Here is a 17,436-nt window from a genome sequence, read left to right on the forward strand (position 1 = left end):
TCGATCAGCGAGCTGAACCGCGTCAAAACCTCACCACCCAACTCGCATTCACCGCCCTGAGCGTGTTCCGCCTCGTACTGCTGCCCGCCGAGAAACCGTCCAGGTCGTCCACCGTGTTGGCGGCCACGCTGTCGGGCGCCAGCAAGTTGGTCAGGCCCAGGCGCAGCTGCGAGAAGCGGTCGACCTTCCAGGCCGCAAACGCGTCCAGCGTGCGCACCGCGCTGCGGCGCGCCAGCTGCAGGTCGGTCTGGTTGGTGGTGTAGCCCGGTTGCAGCACCAGGCTGGCACCGAGGGTCCAGCCGCTGCGCGGAACGCGCCAGTCCAGCCCCAGGTTGGACAGCCAGGGCGGCTGCGCCTCCAGCCGGTTGTCCGGGCCGTCCACCTGCTCCACGGCGGAGCGGTACAGGCTCACAGCGGCGCGCAGGTTGACGCCGCTGTCCTTGTCGAACAACACGGGCAGCCACTCCTCGCCACGGCCCTTGATCTCCAGCTCCAGCCCGCGCGTGGTGGCCTGGCCGATGTTCATCGGGCGCGACACCCAGCGCGGCACCTGGGTGATGTCCGGCGCCATGCCGCTCTCCAGCCGCACGCCGCGGCGGATCAGGTCGTCGATGCGGCGGTAGAACACGCCCACGCTGAACACGCCGCCGCTGGCCGGGTAGTGCTCGAAGCGCAGGTCCAGGCCGGTGGACAGCTCGGGCTGCAGCTGCGGGTTGCCGGCCGAGTCGGCGGCGATGGGCGTGTTGGTCTCGGTGCGCTCGTAGCTGCCGTTCAGCACATAGCGGCCCACCAGGGCCGACAGGTCCGGCATCTTGAAGCTGCGCGTGAGGCTGGCGCGGATCTGGTCGCGGCCCTTGGGGTCGAAGCGGTAGTTGATGTGCAGCGTCGGCGCCGTGACGCGGGCGCGGTTGTCGATGGTGTTGCGGCCGTCGTCGCTGCGGGTGCGAACCTCTTCCAGCCGCAGCCCCGGCTGCACACCCCATTGCGGGCTGATCGTCCAGTCGTCCTGGATGAACACGGCGGCACGACCGATGCGCGCCGTGAAGGGCAGGCCGGTGGCGCTGTCCAGGCGCTCCACGCCGAAGTCCCACACGCGGCGCAGCTCGTCGCGCTCGCGGGTCTCAACGTCCCAGCCGGTGACCACCGTGTGGTCGTCGGCCACGGGCTGCGTCCAGCGGCCGCCCAGGGCGCCGCGCTGCTCGCCGAAGTCGGTGCGGGTCTCGCGTGTCACCAGCAATCGGCCGTCGGCGCGGTAGCTGTCGTAGTGGCTGCCGCTGTCGCGCGTGGTGTCCTGCCAGGAGCCCTTGAGCTCCAGCTTGCCGCCGTCCTGTTGCTTGTGCACCCAGTTGGCCGCGGCGCGGCGCACATCGCTGTCGGTCTCGGACTGCGAGCCATCTCGGGCCGTGGCCCAGGGGGTGCCCAGCAGCGTCGTGATGTCGCGCTCGCTGGCGTTGCGCGACTGGCCGTGCTGCCAGAAGGCGCTGAGGTTGAACGTGTCCCAGTCGCCGGCCTTCCACTGCAGCCGTGGCGCGACCTGCACCGTGGTGCTGCGGCCCTCGTCGCGGCCCTGGATGGCCTGCGACCGCACCTCGCCGGCCGGTGTGCGCGAGAGGCGCACCTGCTCGTAGTCCGTTGCCTGCGCTCCCCGGGAAATGCTCAGCGGCACGACGAAGGACAGCGCGCCCAGGCGGTCGCCCCACTGGAAGGCGGTGCTGCCGCCGGGCTGCAGCGCGCGGTGGTTGAGGTTGCTGCGCCACTCGCGCTGCAGCGTGCGCGGCGGCTCGCGCAGCACGACGTTGATGGTGCCGGCCACGCCGGGGTACTCGGCCGTGGCGCCGCTGACGACCTCGATGCGCTCCACGTCGGCCGGCGCCAGCGAGTCCAGCGAGAAGCCCGGCGGCGCCGGCTCGCCGTTGATGAGGATCTGCGTGTAGCCGCCGCCCAGGCCGCGCAGCCGCGGCGCGCCGCCGTCCATGGACACGCCGGGCAGGCGCTTGAGCACATCGGTCACGTCGATGTCGCCCTGGCGGTCCAGCTCCTCACGGCCGTAGATGGACATCGCGACCGACTGCCGCCGCCGCAGGCCGTCGTCGGTCTCGGCGGCTGCGGTGACCTGCACGCGGTCCAGCGTGTTGCCGGCCGGCGGCTCGACGGCCGCCTTGGCCGGTGCGGCTGCCGATGCGGCCGAGGCTGCCGCTGCTGGGGCCGAAGCCGCCGAGGTGGTCGGCAGCGGCGGGGTTTGGGCTTGCAGGGCCAGCGGGCCCAGCAGCAGCGCGAGGGTGAGGAACTGGCGGATTGCGGTCATGCCGACTCGGCGCGTTTCGCAGGTCATGCGCGGGCGGCCGATGCGCCAGGGCTTGGGAGGAGGCCGAACTGTAAGAGCCCGGCCGGGCCCGCCGATGCCCGCTTTGCGCGCTCAGGGTCATCGCCCCAGGGGACGCATAGGTTGCCGTTATGGGCATGCCTCAAGTTGGCATCGGCAAGGCGACCGGTTCTGACGCGGTGCTAGATTGATTGCCCCTCGATCACGCCATCCGCCATGCCGTCATCCCTCTCTCACGTGGCGCCGCGCGCGCCGGTGGTCTTGCCATCAGCGGTATGGCGGTGTGCGGTGGCGGCCGGCGGCTTGATCGCCGCACACGCGCTGGCCCAGCCGGCGCCGCCTGCGGCCGGCGGGCCCCAGCCGTTTCCGGCCGGCTGCATGGCCGAGGCGCAGGCCATCGTCCAGGGCGCGTTCAAGGAAGGGCAGGCCTCGGCCGCGCTGCAGCGTGTGCCAGTGGGGATGGCCACGGAGTTGGCACGGATAGGCATCCACCGCGGGACCTTGGTCTTGCAGTCGCTGATCTCGCCGCCGTCCACCTTCGAGCTCTACCAGCTGCCCGGCGCAGGCGGCTTGCGTGACGTGAACGGCTGCCCGCTGCACGAGACCTATCTGGGTTACCGCCAGGGCGGCTTCGCGCCGCAGCCGCTCAGGTTCTACGGCCCGTTGCGGGCGCCTGAGCCCCTCAGTGCGGCTGCCAGCTCAGGCTGAAGCTGGCGCCGCGCGGCGCGGCCGGCTCGAAGAAGCGCCGGTTGGCCTCGTTGACGATGACGCTGGCTGCCGTGGCGCGGTTCAGCAGGTTGTCGGCGCGCAGCCGCCAGCGCCACTCGGGCGCCAGCGGGCCGCCCAGCGTGAGGCCCCACAGCCCGCCCCCGGCCGCTGCCGCAGTGCCCGCGTCGTCGGCCGGCAGGCGGGCGCGGCCCTGCAGTGACAGCGCGGCGTCCCAGCCGGCGCGGGCCCAGCGCAGCTCGGCCTGGCCGTGGCGGGCCGGCACGCCCGGCAGCGGCCGCCCGGTGGCCAGCACGCGGGTGTGGAGCTGCGTGGCGGCGAGGTCCAGCGCCCAATCGCGCGCCAGCATCAGCGTGGCGGCGGCCTCCAGGCCGCTGCGGCGCGTCTGTGCGGCGTTGGTGAACACGGTGCGGCCGCCGCTGCTCTGCAGCACGCTGATCTCGTCGCGCGTGCGGGCCTGGAAGGCGCTCAGCGCGACGCGGCGGGCGCCCGCGCGCCACTCCCAGCCCAGCTCGGCCTGCTGGCTGCGCTGCGCGCGCAGCTCGGTGTTGAAGCCGCTGCCGCTGCTGCGGTAGGCCAGCTCGGTCAGCGTGGGTGACTCGGCAGCACGGCCCAGCGCCAGGCGCAAGACCTGGCCCTCGCTGGGCCGCCAGGCCAGGCCGGCCACCGGCTGCACGCCGCGAAAGCGCCGCGCGCCGCTGTCGTCGCCATTGGCCAGGAAGCGGTCCTCGCTGTCCATGCGCAGCGCGCTGGCACGCAGGCCGGCCAGCAGCTCCCAGTCGGGTGTGGGCGTCCAGCGCCACTGCGCATAGGGCTCGCTGGACAGCGCGCGGTTGGTCTCGTCGCGCTTGAGTGCCCCGGTGACGCCGGCGTTGCTGAGGTAGCCGCGCCTTGCGTCGCGCTGGGCCTCCACGGCCCAGCCCAGCGTGAGCTCGTGGTCGGCCAGCAGCGCCCAGTTCAGCCGCGCGTCCAGGCCACCAAAGCCGCGCCGCAGCGCGATGACGCCGCCGGGGTGCGTGGGCGCGTTCTGCACGTTCAGCGGGATGGATTGCCACTGGTCCACCGCGCGGTGTCCCCACCAGCCAGCCACCTGCAGGCGCAGGCGTTCGTCCACCTCGCGCTGCCAGCGCAGGCCCAGCTGCTGCTGCTCGGCGGTCTTGCGGGTGTTGAAGGCCGTGGCCTGCGACGCGGTCTGGCGCGGGTCGGCCGCGAACTGCTCGGCCGTCAGGCCCAGCGGGTCGTCGGCGGGCTGGCTTTGCAGCTGCAGCACGGCCAGGAACTGCTGGCCCGGCGCGCGCAACTGCCAGCGCGCCTGGGCCAGGCGGCGCTCGCTGGCGCTGTGGGCGCGCCAGCCGTCGCGCTGCGTGAGCTGGGCGGTCAGGCTCAGGGCTTGGTCAGCGCCGGGCAGGCGGTCCAGGCTCACGCTGGCCTGGCGCAAGCCGAAGCTGCCCAGAGCCAGCGCGGCTAGCGTGCGCTCGGCCGCGGGCCAGCGGCTTTGCAGCGCGATGACGCCGCCGCTGGCGCTGCCGTACAGCGCCGAGAACGGGCCGCGCAGCACCTCCAGCGCGGCCGCGTCGGCGATCAGCCAGTGGCCCAGCTGGCCTTGGCCGTCGGGCGTGCTGGCGGGAATGCCGTCGGCGACGAGCCGCAGGCCGCGCACGCCGAAGCTGGCCCGCGCGCCATAGCCGCGGCTGGACAGCTGCAGGTCCTGCGCGTCATTGCCGCGGTTGGCGGCATAGACGCCGGGCACGCGCGCCAGCGTGCGCGCGAGCGCCTGGGCCGGGTCCTGCGCGTCGGCGTCACGGGCCAGCGTGGCGGCGTCCACACGCTCCAGCGCCAGCACGGGCGCCGCCGCGCGGCCGTGCAGCACGACGGTGTCGAGCTGCGGTGGGCTGGCGCTGGCCAGCGCCAGCGTCATCACGGCAGACAAGGTCACGGCGCGCTTTCTCTTGCGGGCCGAGCGCCGGGCCGCTCCCAAGCCGGCCCGCGCTGGCGATGTGCGCTCGGCTCGAGGCCGAGCGAATCGCCGCCCCCTCGGGGGGCCGACCAGGCACGCCCGCGTTCAGCGGGGCGGGACTGGGCGAGGGGCATCAAGGCTTGACCCGGACGACCTTGCCGGCGCCTTCCAGCACGAGGTAAAGCAGGCCATCGGGGCCTTCGCGCACGTCGCGCATGCGGCCGGTGTCCGGGAACAGGCGCTCCTGCTCGACGACGCGGTGGTCAGGCCCCAGCTTCACGCGCTCCAGATGGCCGAACTTCAGCGAGCCGATGAAGAAGCTGCCCTGCCACGATGCGCCATAGGCCGCGCTCTTGAGCTTGGCCAGGCCCGCCGGCGCGATGGACGGCACCCACTTCACGTTGGGCTGCTCCATGCCGGCCTTGGCGGCAAGGCCGTCGCCGATCTTGCCGCCGCCGTAGTTCTCGCCGTAGGTGATGACGGGCCAGCCGTAGTTCAGCTTTGGCTTGATGAGGTTGAGCTCGTCGCCGCCCTGCGGGCCGTGCTCGTGTTCCCACAGCAGACCCTTGTCGTCCAGCACCAGGCCCTGCGAATTGCGGTGGCCCAGGCTCCAGATCTCGGGCAGCGCGCCGGCAGTGCCGACGAAGGGGTTGTCGGCCGGCACGCTGCCGTCCTTGCCGATGCGCACGATCTTGCCGAAGTGGTTGTCCAGCGTCTGCGCCTGCTGCATGCCCTTGTAGCGCTCGCCCAGGCTCAGGAAGAGCTTGCCGTCCGGCGCCTCGGCGATGCGGCAGCCGAAGTGCAGCCGGCTTTCCATCTTGGGCTTCTGGCTGAAGATGACCTTCACGTCCGTCAGCCGGCGGTTGTCCGCGCTGAGCTTGGCGCTGGCCAGCGCGGTGCCATTGGTCTTTTCGGCGCCGGGCTCGGCGTAGCAGAAATAGATGGTGCGGTTGCGGGCGAAATCGCTGTCGGTGACGACGTCCAGCAGGCCGCCCTGGCCGACCGCGTCGACCGCCGGCACGCCCTGGATGGGCGCGCTGGGCTTGGCGCCGGCCTTGGCCGTGCGCAGGGTGCCGTCGCGCTCGGTGATCAGCAGCTGACCATCGGGCAGGAAGGCGACCGCCCAGGGCGTCTTGAGGCCGTCGACGACGGTTTCCAGCGACGGTGCGGCGTGGGCGAGGCCCAGGCTCAGCAGCAGGGGCAGGGCAGACAGGACGGGACGAAGGCGCATGCGCATCATGGCGATTGGCAGGGGGCTGCGGGATGGGAGCGTCATCATCGCAGCCCTGCGAAACCCGCGGGGCCCGGCGGACTTTCAGTCGTCCCACAGGCGGGCCAGCAGGCCCAGGCTCACGCTCAGCAGGTCCACACCGAGCACGCCTGCGGCGGGCAGGGCCAGCGCTGCGCCCGGCTGCGCGCGCTGCTGGCGCGAGCGTTCCTTCTCCAGCGCCACGATGGCATCGGCCACGTCACCTGCGCTGCCCCAGGCGGGTTGTGCCGGCGCCTGTGCGTAGGTCTGCAGTGCCCGCTCGACGGCCTGCGGGTCCAGCAGCGACAGCGCCGTGCGGCAGTGCGAGCAGGCGTCTTCCTTGCGCAGGTCCACCGGCGCGCCGCAGGCGCTGCAGTGGATGGCGCCCACTTTGGCGGCGATGTCGGCGATCTCGGGCCGGGTCAGCTGGCGCACGAAGCCCTTCTCGATCATGAAGGACGAGAAGCTGCTGAAGCGGCCATGCCGGCTGGCGCAGCGGTGCGTGATGTAGCGGCCGCTCTTGACGACGTCGAAGCCCTGCACCAGCGGGTCATGGCAGGTGGGGCAGGCCAGCCGCGGGGCCAGCGGCGTGCGCGGCGCGTCGCGATGCTGGTGCATGGCCTTGAACACCGTGGCCACGGCCGCCGGCGACAGCTTGAGGTTCTCCATCTGGTCGAACCACAGGCCGTGGCAGCCGAAGCAGAAGTCGATCTCCACCTCGCCGCCGTACTGGGCGGGCAGCGTGTGCACCTGCAGTGCGTTGCTGCAGGAGGGGCAGGGGCGGGTGGGGGCGGTGGGCATCACCGCATCCTAGAGGGCGCGCCCCGCGCCCATTGTTTGCCGGCTCAGCCGCGCAGCGCCCGGCGGCGCCAGGCCAGGCCCGCGAGACCGGCCAGCAGCAGGGCAGCGGAGGTGGGTTCGGGGACGGGGGTGAGCGAGTGAGCGATAACGGGTGTCGTGAGTCTTTGGCCAGCCACGGAGCGAACGCCCATTGCTTGAAAGTCCGTGACCGAGGCCAGGCCCGTGGGGTCGTACAAGCCCATCGAGAACGTGCCGTCAGTGAGGCCCGTCCAGCCAGCTGAAAAGCCTGGATACGAGAAGGCCGTGTAGAAGTCCAATGGCAGCGTGACGTCATACGAAGACCCGCTGCCATCAAGGCCGTCAAACCAGACGAAGTGAATCGTTGTTGGCGTTCCGCTGGTTTCGTAAGACAGCCTGAAAGCCACAGAACCATACGGCGGCGTGGGCGAAAACTCCGTGAAGTCGAAATTCAGGATCAGCGGCCGGGACGGGTCGCTGGGGAGTTGCACGGCCTGGGCCGGCAGCCCCAGCACGAGTGCCAGGGCGGCGATGGCGGTCTTGAGTGACATGGTGTTCCCGAGGGGTGGTTGAAGGTGGAGGCCGCGAGGCGTCAGGGGATGCTGACCTCGACCGAGAACGTGCCCGTGTCGGTGTAGGCCGAGTTGGCGGTGCTGGCCTTGGTGAAACTGCCGCTCCAGACCTTGCCGGTCAGCGTGCCGGTGAAGCGGTAGCCCCAGCTGTCTGGCCCGACGTCCAGCGTGATGGCGGTGGTGGTGCCGGTGCGCGGGATGGCGCCGCTCTGGCTGCTGGTGCTGATGCGGTTGTTGCTGCCGAAGCAGGTGCCGTTGGGGCCGGTGTTGTCGGGTGTGGCGGTGCAGGGGGTGAGCGTGCCCTTGGTGGTGTGGAAGTCGTAGTCGCCCCCGGTGATCAGGCCCTTGGCGTCCAGCGTCAGGCTGACCCGCAGCGCGAACTTCTCACCGTTGCTGCTGACCAGCGTGCCCAGCGCAGCCGGCGTGGTTGGCGCCGTGCTGCCACCGCTGCAGCGGTCGCGCGTCAGCACGTTCAGGCGCCAGGGTCCGGACGCAACTCCCTGCGCGTTGCGCAGCTGCTCCAGCACGCTGAAGCAGCTGCCCGTGGCGTCGCTGTTGAGCGGGCGCCATTCGCGGGCGCTTGAGACCGTGCCGTTGCTGTTGAGCATGCTGATCAGCGCGCTGCCGCGAGCCCAGTCGGCGGTCCAGCGCAGGTTCTGTGCCGTCTCGGTGCCGTTGACGAGGTTCACCGTGATGCGTTGGCCACTGCCGTCCTGCTGAAAGACGTAGTCCTGCCCAGCTCCCACGCCGGACGGGGTGACCCGGCCCAGTTGGGCGGCCCAGCGCGGGCCCAGCAGCGTGCCGACAAAACCACCGTCGTCCAGGCTGGTGGCAGGCAACACGTCCACGCTCTGCAGCGCGCCGGCCCGCAGAGTCTTGACCGCCAGCCACTTGATCACGTTGAAGGCGTCGGGCAGGCCCAGGTCGTAGTACCGGCGTTCCAGGTCGCCCTGGCTGATGACGAGCGCGCCGTCGTCGCCGACCTTCCAGGCCAGCTGCTCGCCGCTGCGCAGCAGGCGGGCCGTGGCGGCGCCAGTCAGCTCCAGGATGTCGGCGCCGCTGCGCGCGTTGACGGACAGGCCGATATCGGCCAGCGGCGCGATGCCGGCGAACTTCATGCCGGCGCTGAACTCGCTGGCCTTGAAGGGCGTCATCTGTGCCTGGGGCATGAATCGGCGCAGCGCGTTGCTCCACACGGTTTTCGTTTCGCCCTTGCGCGACCCGCTGAGGATCTCGGTCTTGGCGCGCATCTGAACCAGGGCAGCACCGCTGGCAGCGTCGCCCGAGAGTTGCTTGAAGCGGTACAGGTCGATGTCCTGGCGCAGCTCGTAAGACTGGCCAGTGGCCGCGTCTATCACCGTGGCGGTCAGGCTGCGCGGCACATCCAGGCTGAAGACAACGTCACCTTGGGTGGCATCAAAACTCCATTTGCCGCTGGCGTCGCCATCCTGTGTGGCCAGGCGCCCTGTGCCGTCAGGCTGAAACACCGCCTGGATGGCGGTGCCGCTGGTTCCCAACAGCAGGTCGTAGAAGAAGCGATGCGTGGCCACCGTTGGCGCAAAGCCCTGGCCCGGCACGCCAGTGGCCGTCAGCACCTCATCGCGTGTGGTGGCCAGTTGTGTCGCGTTGCTGGCCTGCTGTTGCGCGATGAAGGCCTTCAGCGCAGCCGAACTGCCCGGGCTGCTGACGAGCGCTGCCGTGTCGGCCACCCCGCTGGGCAGGGGCACGCCCTTGTCTACCACCAGCTTGATTGCGGTGGCCAGCTCCAGCAGCCGCTCGGGGGCGACGCTGCGGCCCAGTTCGGCCGCCTTGGCCACCGTGGCCGGCGCCTGGCCGGCGTTGGCGTCGGCCAGCAGCGCGGCCAGCGCCGTCGAGTAGTGCGTGACGCCGGCGCCGGCCAGCACGCCGGCCTTGTCGGCCTGCTTGTAGAGGCTGGCCAGGTCGCCCAGCGTGGCCGTCAGCTTCACGTGCGACTGCGCCCCCACGCCGTTGGCGCTGAGCTGCACCGCGTCGGCGGGCGTCGAGGTCGTCACGGCCAGGCTGTACGCGCCTTGAGCGTCTGCCGTCGTGGTGAAGCTCTGCGTGCCAACTTTGGCCGTGACGGCCGCGTTGGCAATCGGCCCGTCGGTCACCACGCCCTTGAGGGTCAGCGCGGCCTGCACGGTCAGCGTGACCGTGCCGTTGGCGGTCACGCCGTCCTCGGCCTTGGCGGTGTAGCTGAAGGTGTCGGTGCCGACGAAGTCGGCCTTGGGCGTGTACTCCACGTCGTTGCCGACGAGCTTGGCCGTGCCGTTGGCCGGTGTGCCCACGGCCGACAGCGTCAGCGCGCCGCGGCTGGCCGTGTCGTTGGCCAGCACCTTGATCGTGCCGGGCAGGTTCCAAGGCAGCGTGGCCGTGTCGGCGGCCGGCGTGACGACAACGGCCGCCGGCTTGGGCGGCTCGGCGGGGCTGGACGACCCGCCACCGCCGCAGGCGGTGAGCAGGGTGGCGAGGGCGCTCGGGATCAGCGCGGGGGTGATGACAGCAAAGGTCTTCTTCATGTCGGTGCTTTCTGGGGCGCTCTGCGACGCCGGCAGGCGCGAAGGTCTATCGGCCGGACGTCAACTTGAGGCTGGCAACTTCCAGCTGCAGGTTGTTCTTGCCGCCGATGGAGAAGGTGTCGAGCGGGCCGACCCTGCCGATGTAGGCCTGGCTGTGCTTGAGCACGCCGTCGACGTAGATCCTGACGGTCTGGCCCTGGGTTTCCAGCACGTAGTGATGCCAGCTCCGGGTGTCGAAGGCGCTGGGCTGGCTGATCCGCCCGGAGTCCTTGACATCGCTGTTGACCAGGAAGAAGTCGGGGAAATAGCCGTTGGTCATCGTGAACGACACCTGGCGGGTCGGCGTCTCGTTGCCCGCCGCATCGACCTTGCCGGACGAGAAGTCGTTGCTCAGCGTGAAGCCCAGGTCATAGGCTGGCGTGCCGCCCAGGAACGGGTCGTTCTTCGCACGCAGCTCCAGCCGGAAGTTGTCGCCGTCCACGGGCGAGGCCAGGCGCAGGCGCAGCGGGCCCCAGTTGGACGTGGTCTTGGTGACATAGCCGTCCTTGAGCGTGACCTCGCTGGCGACGTACTTCTTGCCGTCCCAGCCCGTCCACACGCCGGGTGCCGAGCCCTGCAGCGTCACGTTGCGCGGCAGCCCGGCGGGGCCTCCGGCGTCGGCCAGGGCCACCTCGCGCGTGCCGGGAGCGGCGGTCGTGCATCGGTACTGGTGCGCGGTGGCCGTGGCGGTGCTGGTCAGTGCGCAGGCCTGGCCGTCCAAGGTGATGGGCAGGGCGGCGGCAGGCAGCTGCCGGCCCTGCACGTCGAGCAGCCATCCCGAGCCGTCGGCGGCGCCGGTGACGCCGCTGACCCAGGGGTCCTGGGCCGTGTCGACGACGCGGAAGTACTCGGAGAACAGGCTCAGATAGGCGATGAAGTAGCTGCGCCGGGCCTTGTCGACCTCTTGCACTAAACGATCTGTGGCGGCCTTGTGGACTTCGTCCAGCTTCTTCGTGGAGGCGATTTCCAGCTCCCAGGCGGCGATGAACGCGTTGGCGGTCTGCACGGCAAGGTCCAGCGCGGCAAAGACCTTCTCGCTTGCCGCGTTGGGGGCCATCAAGGCCACGCCCTGGATCAAGCCGTCCGTCGTCGCGACGATCAGCTTCGCGAAGGCCAGGTTCAGCTGCTCTTCGGTCAGCCCGTCATAGACGCCGGCACCGGTGGTCAGCAGCATCCGGCTGGTATCGATGGCGGTCTTGCGCGACTTGCTGATGCGCTGGACTTCAGTCATGCCGCCCAGCAGGAAGTCGCCGCAACCAGCGACCAGCGAAACGGCCGAATCGACGAGCTCCTCGGACGACGCGTTTTCGAGGTCGACCATTGCCTTGGCGCATTTCGTCGCCTTGAGGCCGAACAGTGAGTTCTTGAAGAAGGTGTCGATCTTCTTTAGGTCTGCGGCGTTCTTCTTTCGCCAGGCCAGCAGCTTGGCTGAGGGGCGCCCTGGCTTGCGGGCCGGCGTTCCTATGACCATGACGTCGATGGCCACGTTGGCCGCAATGGTCGCGTCTTCTAGTGCGAAGTTGAAGAACGCGTCCGGATCGCTGATGAAAAAATCCTTGATGCTGCGTCCTAGGCGGTACTCGGTGATCTCGGCAAAGGCCTTGCCGGCGCTCGCCTCCAGCGCCATGCGCTCCTGGCGGTATTTCTCGATCCGTGCGCGCATCGCCGGGTCGCGCGTCAGACCCTCGCGCTTGTTGATGGCCATCGCCGCCTGCTGCAGCGACGCGTCGTCCAGCTGGTCCCACACAAGCGTCGTGCCGTAGCGCACCATGCCCTTCTGGTTGATCAGATCCGCCACGCCGTCCAGCGCCGCGTTGTCCGCTGCGTCGGCACTGTTGACGGCGCGCAGCGCGCGGTGGTTCTCGTTGGGCTGGAACCACTCGGCCAGCGTGCAGCCCAGGCAGCCGGGGCGGTAGTCGTAGGGCAGCAGCCCCAGCAGTGCACTGGCCCGCACACCCGGCACGGTCAGCCGTTCGCCCAGCGCGGTCAGTGCGCCCTTGGCCATCTCGTCGGGTTTGCCGCTGGCCTGCTGCAGCAGCCCGCGCACCTGCTGGGCCAGCGAGTGCATCTGCCGCTGGGCATCGGTCGTGGCGGGCAGATAGATGCTCAGTGCCGAGGCCGGCAGCCCCAGTTGCTTGACCACCAGGGCATCGGCCTCTTCCACCGACTTGGCCGCGCCGGTCTGCAGCTGCCCGGCGACCAGTGTGGTGTGCGGGCTGATGAACTCGTGCCGGCCGGGCGCGGCCAGCAGCGTGTAGCTCAGCCCCACGGTCTGCAGCGGCTGGTCTTCGTCGATGGTGTCGGGCCCGACATGGGCGATCAGCTGGCAGGCCGCCGAGGGTGCGGTGGCCAGCTCGTACCTGCCGCGCTCGCCCGTGGTGGTGCGGGTTTCGCTGGCATCCAGCTGCTGGTTGGCATTGCAGTCCCAGAACACGGTGGCGCCGCGCAGATAGCCGTCGGCGACCTGGCCGCGGATGGTGGGCGGCGCTACGGGCGCCTCGGCGACGTTGCTGCCGCCGCCACCGCAGCCGGCGAGCAGGCCAGCCGCGAGCGCAGTCAGGGTCAGTGTGCGGGTGATGACGGAGATGGGCCTTGTTTTCATTTGGAGGGGGTCTGCTTCAGGAGGTCGTCATGGCGGCGGCGAGTGCCCAGCAGCGCCAGCAGGCCCGTGCCCGCCAGCAGCAGCGCCCCGGGCTCGGGCAGCGGCGTCGCCGGGGCTGCTTCGATGCGCTGCCGCCACAGCGCCGAGCCGGTGTCGGGCCGGGTCTCGGACAACGAGACGGTGCTGGCGGTGGCATTGGCCCAGCTGGGGGCCGTCGGCTCCAGCGAGCCGTAGCCCACCATGGCGACGATCTGCAGGCGGTTCGCGTAGTCGTCGGCCAGCCCGTACCAGTCGGACGTGATCGCACGCACGGTGACGTAGGTGGTGTCGCCGTCGGCGCCGTCCAGGCCCCAGCTGCCGATGAAGAACTTGGCCTCGGCGTCGGGCGCGGGGTAGCGCGGGCTCAGGCCCGCGTTGTCGAACAGCTGCCAGACATCGGCCACATCGGCATGGGTGAAGCCGTTGTAGTCGCCGCCGGCGCCGAGTTGCGCGGCCACCTGCTGGTAGCTCAGCCCTGCCGTCAGCGGCAGGCGCAGCCACTCCCGGTCGGAGATGGTGTCCCACATGAGGGCCTGATCGCCGGCGGTCTTCCAGTCAGTGATGACGAGTTCGGCCTGGGCGGCCAGCGGTGCGGCCAGCAGCAGGGCGATGGCGGAACTGAGAAGGGCTTTCATGGGCGGCGTCCTGCATCGCAGGCTCCCGGGTTGGCAGGTGACGCCGCTGCAGCGGCATGCCTGCTGAGAGCGCGGCGCACGCCGAACATCAGGCCCAGCGGCCCCCGCGATCACGGGGGCGGGACAACCCGGGTCAGCGCCGCGCCTGTTGCGCGAGGGCGCCGGCCAGCACCGGCACGGGCTGCTGCCGGCGCTCGCTGGCGTAGCGCTGCTGCAGCGCGGCCAGCAGCGAGGCGGGTTCGCCCAGGCCCTGTTCGCGCAGCAGGGCCGCTACGTGCCAGCTGAACACCCCGTGGCGGCGGCTGCGCGCCAGGCCGGCGCCGCGGGGCAGCCATTCCTCGGCCACGCCCTCGTGGCTGCGGCCGGCGAAGAACAGGGCCCGCCCGTCCAGCCGCGGGCTGCCGAAGCGGGGCGCGCCGGGGCGCGGGCGTGCTTCCAGCGCGAGGCCCAGCTCGGCGGGCGCCACGGCGCGCAGGCCGCGGGTGGCGTCGCCGCGCGCCATGCCGGCCGCGTGGCAGGTGTCGAAGAAGGCCCAGACCTGGGCGCCGCGGTCCACCAGCGCGTCCAGCCAGTCGCCGATCTCGTCGTCACGCAGGGCGTTGGGGATGGCGGCCACCTCGCCGGGGCCGGCCCAGCCGCGCACGTCGGCGGGCAGCAGCACCTCATCCAGTCCGTCGGGCTCGGACTGGCGGGCGCCGGCCGGCTGGGGCTGCTGGCTGCCGTGGCCGGAGAAATGGAACACCACGCGGTCGCCCGGCTGCACGCCGCGCAGCACGGCGGCCATGGCCGCGACGATCTGGGCCCGCGTCGGTGCGTCGCTGAGGCTCAGCACCTGTTGCGGCGCAAAGCCGCGGGCCAGCAGCGCCTCGCGCATCAGTGCCACGTCGTTGGCCGGGCCGTCCAGCCACAGCCGCTGCGGCAGCGCGGGGTAGCGGCCCACGCCCACCAGCAGCGCCTGGTCGGCGGCCAGGGCCGCGCCGGGCAGCAGCGTGGCGAGCAGGGTGAGGGCGGTGGCGAGGGCGCGCTTCATTCGAACCATGCGTAGGCGGCCCAGTAGTGCGGGTGGGCGCGTGGGGAGTCCCGGTGGGCGAGCAGCCATTGTTGCTGCGCCTGGGCCAGCCAGTCGGCGCGCGGGCGTTGACGTGCCAGGTCTTGCGCGGGCAGGCCGGCGTAGAAGGCGCTGATCCAGTCGGCCGCGGCCGCGTCGGCGATGCGCCATTGCGTGGCCAGCACCTGCTGCACGCCGGCCTGCCGCAGCCGGGCGGCGAGGCCGCCGGCCTGGGGCTGGCCGTCGACCGGCAGGCCGGTCTGGCAGCCCGACAGCAGCGCCAGCTGCACGCCGTGCCAGGGCAGGCGGGCGAGCTGCTCCACGCTGAGCTGGCGGTCGTCACCCAGCAGCAGGTAGGAGGCGCCGTCGCCGCCGGGGTCGCGGTGGAAATGGCTGGCCAGGTGCACCAGCGCGGGCTGGCGGGCCAGGCCGTCGCGCAGCCGGGCCTCGCTGAAGGCGGCGTCCAGCGCGAGTTCACTGTCGGGCCAGCGCTGCAGCGCCTGCAGCTCGCGCGCGACGGCCGGCAGGGCGGGCTCGGTCGCCCGGCGCGCGCCCGCCCGTACCCGGCCCAGGCCCAGCGCGCCGCCGGTGTTGGCAGCGCTCGCGGTGGCGGCCGGGCTGTGCTGGCTCAGCACGAAGCGCTCGGCGAGGTAGTGCCGGCCGTCGTGCAGCGCCGCGAATGGCAGGTAGTGCAGCACGCCATCGGCGCGCAGCCGCAGCCGCCGCACCTCGCGTGGCAGCTGGGCCAGCGCCGGGGCCAGCAGCAGATCGTGCAGGCCCTGGGCCTGGCGCTGCAGCGTGTCGATGTCGCTGTCCGGCCGCTCCAGCAGCTGGCGCAGCTGCTGCACCTGGCGGGCCAGGTCGGCGCGCGGCAGGGCCTGGCGCCAGTGCTTCACCTCGCCGGAGGGCAGGCGCAGCAGCACGTCCAGCTGCCGGCCACCGACGGCAAAGCCCAGCTCGGCCGTGCCGGCCGGCGGCGGTGGCAGGTTGGCCGGTGGCGGCGCCTCGGTGGCGGCGGCCAGCAGCTGCTGGCTGGCCTGGGCGATCGCCGCGCCGGCCTGCGCCTGGGCCTCAGTGGCCTGGGCCAGCCGCACATGGCCTGGGAAGGCCAACGGCGCCTGTTCGTCCAGCGGGCGCTCCAGCGCCTGGGCCGTCTGCCGCAGGGCATCGCCGATGCGGGTGACGGCGGCATCCCAGGCCTGCTCGCTGGCGTCCAGTGCGGGCGGGCCATTGAGAGCCGTCTGGCGGCGCTCGAACGCATCCAACTCGCCCTCATGCAGAAAGGCCAGCGCCTGCTCGGCCTCGTGCAGCCGGCCCTGATCCAGCAGCAGCGTGACGAAGCGGCGCAGTGGCGCCTCGAAGCGCGCGAAGCTCATGCGCAGCAGCTCGGCCGAGGTCACGTCAGCGCGTGAGCGGTGCAGCGCCCGGCAGCCGCGCTTGTACAAGGCCACGGCCAGCCGGGGCGCGCGTGCGGCCAGCGCGTCGGCGGTGTCGAACAGCGCCAGCGCCTCCAGCCCCGGGCCTCGGCCCATGCTGCCCAGGGCCACGGCTTGCCAGCGGGCTTCGTCGGCCTGCTCAGGCGAGCGTCTCGCACGCATCAGCTCGCCCAGCAGGGCCTCGGTCTGCAGCGGCTGCACCCAGCGGGCCAGGTGGCGTTGCAGGGCCTGCTGCGCCCAGGCGGCGAGCGCGGTCTCGCCTTGTTGCTCGGCGCCCAGCCAAAGCTCCTCCAGCGGCGCGGCCTGCAGAAAGAAGTCAGAGGGCTCCAGTTCGTCCAGGGCCTGCCGCAGCGCCTGCAGCGCACCGGGCTGGCTCAGGCGCAGCTGGCTCATGGCCAATGCCAGGCGTGCGGTGACGTTCTCCGCGCCGATCTGCCAGGTGAGCGCACCGGCGTCGTCGGCCCAGGCTGCAGCCCGGCGCGCATGGCTGGCCACAGCGTCGGGCCGGCCGATGGCCAGTTGCAGGCGTGCGACGTTCTGCTCGGCCCGGGCACCGCGCATGCGCTCGGGTTGGGGATGGCGTGCCCAGAAGTCGGCCACGCGCAGCTGGGCGCCCAGCGCTTCCTGGACGCGGCCCAGCCGGTCCAGCACCAGCGCCCGCTCGCTGTCCAGCCAGGCCAGCAGGTCGCTGCCGGGGTAGGCGATGAGCGCATGTCGGTAGGCCGGCTCGATGGCGGCGAGGGCCTGCTCGGCCCGACCGGCGCGCCGGTGTGTGACGGCCAGCACCCGCGCGGTGGCCAGCACCGGCGGGGCCGTGGGCCCCAGCGCGCTGGCGAGCCGTTGCTGTACCGCCTCGACGCGGCCCAGCGGCGCGCCATAGCCGTACAGCGTCTCCACGAGGTGGGTCAGCTCGGCCATCGCCTCGCCGACACCGGCCTGGGCATCGCGCAGCAGCGGGGTCAGCAGCTCCGCGTCCAACCAGGCGTCCGCTGCAGTCGGCCCGTGCAGGCGATCGACCCAGTTCCAGACGAGGGTGCGTTCCCGCATGCGCGGCCACAGCGCCATGCCGTGCTGGCGGGTGAGCTGCCAGCGTGCGTGGTGCATGGCCGTCAGCTCGGCCAGCGTGGCGCCCTTGTTGGCGACATGGGCCATGCGGCAGCCGAATTCGTGCAGCAGCGCCCAGGCGACGCGCTCGTCGGCGGCATGGGACAGGGCCTGTGTTGCGAACGGCGTGAGCGCGGCGCTACAGGCTTGGTAGTCCGCACGGTTGCCGTGCTCGGCAGCCGCGTCTGTGGCGAGCCTGAGGGTCTCCAGCAGGCGTGGCGGCGGCGAGGCCGGCACGGCTGCGGCTACAGTCGCGCCCGCCGCGATGGCGAGGCCCAGCAGCACGGCTCGCCCGCGCCGGCTGCGGTGCCCGACCGTTGCTGTACGCCTGCCCACTGTGCTCCTCC

At 71.9% G+C, this 17,436-nt stretch carries 11 protein-coding genes; 1 reads left to right on the top strand and 10 read right to left on the bottom strand.

What is annotated here, in order from left to right:
• Positions 1–22: 22 nt before the first annotated feature.
• Complete coding sequence (locus NYO99_RS13230; RefSeq protein WP_268167680.1) at positions 23–2,305, bottom strand: TonB-dependent receptor plug domain-containing protein; 2,283 nt, start codon at positions 2,303–2,305, stop codon at positions 23–25.
• Positions 2,306–2,539: 234 nt separating this feature from the next.
• On the opposite strand from NYO99_RS13230, the gene NYO99_RS13235 reads away from it, so the two are divergent.
• On the top strand, positions 2,540–3,031 hold the full coding sequence (locus tag NYO99_RS13235) for a hypothetical protein (protein ID WP_268167681.1): 492 nt from the start codon (positions 2,540–2,542) through the stop codon (positions 3,029–3,031).
• Here the strand turns inward: NYO99_RS13235 and NYO99_RS13240 are convergent.
• The 9 genes from NYO99_RS13240 to NYO99_RS13280 form a co-directional block, all read right to left on the bottom strand.
• On the bottom strand, positions 3,006–4,985 hold the full coding sequence (locus NYO99_RS13240; protein WP_268167682.1) for a TonB-dependent receptor family protein: 1,980 nt from the start codon (positions 4,983–4,985) through the stop codon (positions 3,006–3,008). The genes NYO99_RS13235 and NYO99_RS13240 overlap by 26 nt on opposite strands.
• 154 nt (positions 4,986–5,139) lie before the next feature.
• The gene (locus NYO99_RS13245) at positions 5,140–6,243 is read right to left on the bottom strand and encodes a PQQ-dependent sugar dehydrogenase (protein WP_422395503.1); all 1,104 of its coding nucleotides are present in this window, start codon (positions 6,241–6,243) and stop codon (positions 5,140–5,142) included.
• Positions 6,244–6,321: 78 nt separating this feature from the next.
• The gene (locus tag NYO99_RS13250) at positions 6,322–7,056 is read right to left on the bottom strand and encodes a zf-TFIIB domain-containing protein (protein ID WP_268167684.1); all 735 of its coding nucleotides are present in this window, start codon (positions 7,054–7,056) and stop codon (positions 6,322–6,324) included.
• 44 nt (positions 7,057–7,100) lie between these two features.
• Positions 7,101–7,625 carry a PEP-CTERM sorting domain-containing protein gene (locus tag NYO99_RS13255; protein ID WP_268167685.1) on the bottom strand — a complete coding sequence of 175 codons (525 nt, stop codon included), beginning with the start codon at positions 7,623–7,625 and terminating at the stop codon, positions 7,101–7,103.
• 41 nt (positions 7,626–7,666) lie between these two features.
• The gene (locus tag NYO99_RS13260; protein ID WP_268167686.1) at positions 7,667–10,186 is read right to left on the bottom strand and encodes an Ig-like domain-containing protein; all 2,520 of its coding nucleotides are present in this window, start codon (positions 10,184–10,186) and stop codon (positions 7,667–7,669) included.
• A 46-nt stretch (positions 10,187–10,232) separates the two neighbouring features.
• Positions 10,233–12,827 (bottom strand): LamG-like jellyroll fold domain-containing protein, encoded by a 2,595-nt coding sequence (locus NYO99_RS13265; RefSeq protein ID WP_268167687.1) that lies wholly within the window; start codon positions 12,825–12,827, stop codon positions 10,233–10,235.
• A complete protein-coding gene (locus NYO99_RS13270) occupies positions 12,824–13,501 on the bottom strand; it encodes a hypothetical protein (RefSeq protein ID WP_268167688.1) in 678 nt (225 codons plus the stop codon). The genes NYO99_RS13265 and NYO99_RS13270 overlap by 4 nt, the downstream gene beginning before the upstream one ends.
• A 133-nt stretch (positions 13,502–13,634) precedes the next feature.
• Positions 13,635–14,531, bottom strand: a complete 897-nt coding sequence (locus NYO99_RS13275) for a caspase family protein (protein ID WP_268167689.1) — start codon at positions 14,529–14,531, stop codon at positions 13,635–13,637.
• On the bottom strand, positions 14,528–17,374 hold the full coding sequence (locus NYO99_RS13280) for a CHAT domain-containing protein (RefSeq protein WP_268167690.1): 2,847 nt from the start codon (positions 17,372–17,374) through the stop codon (positions 14,528–14,530). The genes NYO99_RS13275 and NYO99_RS13280 overlap by 4 nt, the downstream gene beginning before the upstream one ends.
• Between the last annotated feature and the right edge of the window lie 62 nt (positions 17,375–17,436).

Source organism: Roseateles hydrophilus (genome assembly GCF_026712245.1).
In the GTDB taxonomy this organism is placed as follows: domain Bacteria; phylum Pseudomonadota; class Gammaproteobacteria; order Burkholderiales; family Burkholderiaceae_C; genus Pelomonas; species Pelomonas hydrophilus.

What these genes read in the sequence shown, in the direction of transcription:
- NYO99_RS13230 (WP_268167680.1), bottom strand. Translation starts at nt 2,305, where the DNA reads ATGACCGCAATCCGCCAGTTCCTCACCCTCGCGCTGCTGCTGGGCCCG.
- NYO99_RS13235 (WP_268167681.1), top strand. Translation starts at nt 2,540, where the DNA reads ATGCCGTCATCCCTCTCTCACGTGGCGCCGCGCGCGCCGGTGGTCTTG.
- NYO99_RS13245 (WP_422395503.1), bottom strand. Translation starts at nt 6,243, where the DNA reads ATGCGCATGCGCCTTCGTCCCGTCCTGTCTGCCCTGCCCCTGCTGCTG.
- NYO99_RS13250 (WP_268167684.1), bottom strand. Translation starts at nt 7,056, where the DNA reads ATGCCCACCGCCCCCACCCGCCCCTGCCCCTCCTGCAGCAACGCACTG.
- NYO99_RS13255 (WP_268167685.1), bottom strand. Translation starts at nt 7,625, where the DNA reads ATGTCACTCAAGACCGCCATCGCCGCCCTGGCACTCGTGCTGGGGCTG.
- NYO99_RS13260 (WP_268167686.1), bottom strand. Translation starts at nt 10,186, where the DNA reads ATGAAGAAGACCTTTGCTGTCATCACCCCCGCGCTGATCCCGAGCGCC.
- NYO99_RS13265 (WP_268167687.1), bottom strand. Translation starts at nt 12,827, where the DNA reads ATGAAAACAAGGCCCATCTCCGTCATCACCCGCACACTGACCCTGACT.
- NYO99_RS13270 (WP_268167688.1), bottom strand. Translation starts at nt 13,501, where the DNA reads ATGAAAGCCCTTCTCAGTTCCGCCATCGCCCTGCTGCTGGCCGCACCG.
- NYO99_RS13275 (WP_268167689.1), bottom strand. Translation starts at nt 14,531, where the DNA reads ATGAAGCGCGCCCTCGCCACCGCCCTCACCCTGCTCGCCACGCTGCTG.